The sequence below is a fragment of the Mycobacterium asiaticum genome (genome assembly GCF_001673365.1).
Taxonomy (GTDB): Bacteria; Actinomycetota; Actinomycetes; order Mycobacteriales; family Mycobacteriaceae; genus Mycobacterium; species Mycobacterium asiaticum_A.
In genome coordinates this window covers 1-735 of sequence record NZ_LZLS01000152.1, presented here as the reverse complement: position 1 = coordinate 735, position 735 = coordinate 1, and the positions used below count along the sequence as shown (strand labels likewise).

Below are 735 nucleotides of genomic sequence, written 5' to 3'. Positions count from 1 at the left end.
GGATTCGGCCAGCTGATCGCGCCGCCCGCCCGTCATGTTTGACCGCCTCCGGGTTCGGGAATGTGCTGAGGGCGGCGATGAATCGCGGTCTTGAGAAGAAGGACCCCATCGCCATGCGCTGGGAAAATTCACCCGGCCAATTTCAGCTCGAATCGGCCACGCGGGTGTGGCTGACGACGGTGATAGAGGAGGAAGTCATGGCGGACAGCAACTCGGGACCGGCTGAGGCAATCAAGGGCGTCGTCGAGGACGTCAAGGGGAAGGCCAAGGAAGCCGTCGGGACGGTCACTGGTCGCGGCGACCTCGTCAACGAGGGCGAAGCGCAGCAGGACAAGGCGGAAGCGCAGCGCGACGCGGCCAAGAAGGAAGCCCAGGCGGAAGCGGCTCGCGGTGCCGCCGAGGTCGCCGAACAACGCCAGCAGTCTCACCAGTAGAAGCTTGTTTCAAGGATGGGCCCGGTCTGTAACCACGGACCGGGCTCATCGAACTTTGATGTCAACTCGCTGTTTCTAGGCACTTTCCAGCCACCGCCGGTAACAAAACTGGAATAATCGCACTTTGAACGGGGTATCCGACGAATTTGTCGGTGCTATCTGCGCGGCTGGCCCGCCGTGTGGTGGCTGAGATGGCTATGGCGGCGGGGGTCGGGGGACATATGGGCACTACCGAAGGTCTGGAGATTGGCAGTTGGACGTTCTTCTGCTGACCGACGAGGCCGATTTTCGATCCTCGCTG

General features: G+C 62.0%; 1 protein-coding gene. It reads left to right on the top strand.

All coding sequences use genetic code 11. The features are described from left to right. The first annotated feature begins 197 nt into the window (after positions 1 to 197). Complete coding sequence (mbp1, locus tag A5634_RS15755) at positions 198 to 434, top strand: microaggregate-binding protein 1 (RefSeq protein WP_065144972.1); 237 nt, start codon at positions 198 to 200, stop codon at positions 432 to 434. The last annotated feature ends 301 nt before the right edge of the window (positions 435 to 735 follow it).